This window comes from Brenneria alni, assembly GCF_003666245.1.
Taxonomy (GTDB): Bacteria; Pseudomonadota; Gammaproteobacteria; order Enterobacterales; family Enterobacteriaceae; genus Brenneria; species Brenneria alni.
The window spans coordinates 1-3,374 of record NZ_MJLZ01000089.1 but is presented as its reverse complement, the minus strand read 5'-3'; the positions used below and the strand labels follow the sequence as shown (position 1 = coordinate 3,374).

The window sequence follows — 3,374 nt, the reverse complement described above, 5'->3', positions numbered from 1 at the left end:
ATTTAATATTTGTTTAACTTACAATATTTTTACACATAATAGGGAAAGTAGAAATGATAAATATAAGATTAAAGGTACTTGGATTCAGTGGCCTGGAATGGGCGCCATATTAATCAGTAGTCTTTTTGAGGAGAAAATCATGCACCTTGCCCGTTTTCCCCGGCTGACGTTGGGGCATTTCCCCACGCCGCTGGAAGCCTTGCCTGCGCTATCCAAACATTTGGGCGGCCCGAATATTTACATCAAACGTGATGATGCCACGGGGTTAGCCACCGGCGGCAATAAAACACGTAAGCTGGAATTTCTGTTAGCCGATGCCCGGCTGCAGGGGGCTGATGTCATTATCACTCAGGGGGCTACCCAGTCCAATCATGTGCGGCAAACTATTGCCGCCGCCGCAAAACTGGGGCTAAAAACGAAGATTCTGTTGGAAAAGCGCGTCACCGATTATGGTGAGGACTATCAGTGCTCCGGTAATATTTTGCTGGATAACCTGCTGGGCGGCGAAATCGTCGATCATCTGCTGGCAGGAACGGATATGCAGCAAGCAATGGAAACGTTGGCGGACGATTTGCGTAAGCAGGGCGCCAACCCTTATGTCATTCCCGGCGGCGGCTCTAGTCCCGTCGGGGCGCTGGGGTATGTGGCCTGTGCGGAGGAGCTGTTGTTTCAGTCCAGTCAGCAGCGTTTACGCATCGATCATATTGTTCATGCAACCGGTAGCACCGGTACGCAGGCTGGTCTGGTGACGGGGTTAACCGCGACCAACAGCCAGATCCCCCTGCTGGGGATAAGTGTGAGGGCGCCACGGGAGAAGCAGGAAGAGAATGTGTTTGCGCTGGCTCAACGAACCTGGCAACTGCTGGGAATTGCCGGTGAAGTTCCTCGCCATGCAGTGCAAGTCAATAGCGACTATGTGGGGAAGGGATACGGTATTCCGACCGAGGGCACGCTGGAAGCTCTGACCTTACTGGCGCAGTTGGAAGGTATCCTGCTTGATCCGGTCTATTCAGGGAAAGGGATGGCGGGGCTGATCGATCTGATTCGCAAAGGGCACTTTGGCCGCGATCAGAACATTGTCTTTATTCATACCGGTGGCTCTGCCGGGCTGTTTGGTTATCGTCAACTTTTTGAACAAGCGTTCATTGGATGAGCATTCATCCGGGAAAAACCACTTTAATCGGGGTACTGGGTGGCATGGGGCCGCTGGCAACCGTCGATTTGCTGCAAAAGATCATTGAGGAAACCCCCGTATCTCGCGATCAGGATCATGTGCCGGTAGTGGCCTGGAATGTACCGCAGATCCCCGATCGTCAGCGGGCGTTAGCCGGGACGGGCGAATCCCCCTTGCCTGCGTTGCTGGCCGCGGTTAGCCAACTGAATAGTCTTTCCGTCAGTCACATCGTTATTCCCTGTAATACGGCGCATCACTGGTTTGATACTTTGGCTGCGGCGAGTGATGCCCCGCTGATCCATATCGCTGATGCGACGCTGGCTTCTGTAGCGTATCTGGTGAAAAAACGGACTGAGGTACTACAGAATATAGGACTGATTGCGACAAAGGGTACTCTTGAGGCTGGCTGGTATCAGCAGCGGTTTGCCGCATTGGGGGCAGCAACGCTGGAGCCGGATGAACAAGAGATGGAAACGCTTTTTGTTCCGGGCTGTTATGCGGTAAAGCGCGGAGAATTACATAAAGGCGGCGCTTTACTTGGGCAACTGGCCCAAAGACTGATTGACCGTGGCGCGCAACGGCTGATTCTGGCCTGTACGGAAGTGCCGCCGGCATTGGCTGCGGTAAATTCACATTGGCTGGATGTCAGTCTCGACCCAACCCGTGCATTGGCTCAGGCTTGCGTTCGGGAATGGCAACGTTCTGATAAAGAGTAATCCAAAATAAAAGACCGTCCGGTTTCCCGAACGGTCTTTTTCAGGGCTTAGGTATTACAGGAAGCCATACATAGCAGCAAACACCCAGCCAAAGATACAGGATGTAATCACCCCGATTAAACCTGGCAGGATAAAGCTGTGGTTAATTACAAACCGGCCAATTTTCGTTGTACCGGAACGGTCAAACTGAATAGCGGCCAGATCGCTCGGGTAGGTCGGCAGAATGTAGTAACCGTAACAAGCTGGCGCAGAAGCTACGATATAAGCCGGATTCACGCCGATTGCCAGCGCAACCGGTACAATAGCGGCTAATGCAGCGGCTTGCGAGTTAACGAATTTCGACACCAGCAGCAGGATAACGGCATAGGCCCACGGGTACTCTTTTACCAACGTACCCAGTGTGGATTTAATCTGTTCAAGATGCGCACCGAACATGGTTTCCGCCATCCAGGCAATCCCATAAACGGCAACGATGGCAATCATACCTGACCTAAACACCTCGTTCTTGGAGATAGACGCCGGGTTGGTTTTGGTTGCCATGATAATGATAGCGCCGGAGAACAGCATGAACATTTGAATGACCAGCACCATGGATAAGGGCTTGCCACCAAATGCCGGGCGCAGTTCTTCCACCGCACCCAAAATGGCGACAGCGGCAATAGCAGACAAGAATATCCACATGGCAACCCAGTTGCTGCGCGGTAGTTTTCTGTCCAGTAAAGTCGCTGTATCGCCATAAACATACTGTTTGTTTTCTGGTACAGAGATAAATTTCTGAAAATCCTGGTCTTTATCTAAATCTTTTCCTCTGAACCAACTGAAGATACCGATCGCCAGAATACCCAGCAGGGTAGACGGAATGGTAATGGACAGCAGGTCGAGAAATCCAAGATGTTTGCCCTGGAAGGTATAGTTACCCAGCATCGCCACCAGTGACACGACGGCGACGGATACCGGACTGGCAATAATACCCATTTGCGCGCCGATAGAGCTGGCGGCCATAGGTCTTTCCGGACGGATATTATTTTTGATGGCGACATCATAAATAATTGGCAGGATGGTATAAACCACATGACCGGTTCCGCACAGGATGGTCAGAATACAGGTAACAAACGGCGCAATAATCGATACATATTTTGGATTACGACGCAGTAAGCGTTCTGCGATCTGTAGCATGACATCCAGACCACCTGAGGCCTGAAGTGTCGCTGATGCCGCGACCACCGCGATGATGACCAGCATAACGTCGACTGGCGGTTTCCCCGGTTGAAGCTTAAACACGAATACCAGAATAACGAGCCCTATACCGCCTAATAAACCCAGCGCGATCCCCCCTTTTCTAGCACCGTAGAAAAGGCAGATCAGGACAATGACTAATTGAACGATAAAATCCATATATACCCCATTGCTCGAAATGACGAGTTAATTAATTAGGTTGTCTTACCTTCGTCGTGGGTACTATATAAGTACTGTTTGTTATTAAT

At 51.0% G+C, this 3,374-nt stretch carries 3 protein-coding genes; 2 read left to right on the top strand and 1 reads right to left on the bottom strand.

Annotated features, from left to right (window positions below; genetic code table 11):
• Positions 1 to 139 precede the first annotated feature (139 nt).
• The gene (gene cuyA, locus BIY29_RS19645) at positions 140 to 1,153 is read left to right on the top strand and encodes a D-cysteate sulfo-lyase (RefSeq protein ID WP_121576688.1); all 1,014 of its coding nucleotides are present in this window, start codon (positions 140 to 142) and stop codon (positions 1,151 to 1,153) included.
• On the top strand, positions 1,150 to 1,890 hold the full coding sequence (cuyB, locus tag BIY29_RS19640) for a cysteate racemase (RefSeq protein WP_121576687.1): 741 nt from the start codon (positions 1,150 to 1,152) through the stop codon (positions 1,888 to 1,890). The genes cuyA and cuyB overlap by 4 nt, the downstream gene beginning before the upstream one ends.
• Before the next feature lie 54 nt (positions 1,891 to 1,944).
• Here the strand turns inward: cuyB and BIY29_RS19635 are convergent, their stop codons facing one another.
• The gene (locus BIY29_RS19635) at positions 1,945 to 3,285 is read right to left on the bottom strand and encodes an anaerobic C4-dicarboxylate transporter (RefSeq protein WP_121576686.1); all 1,341 of its coding nucleotides are present in this window, start codon (positions 3,283 to 3,285) and stop codon (positions 1,945 to 1,947) included.
• Positions 3,286 to 3,374 lie beyond the last annotated feature (89 nt).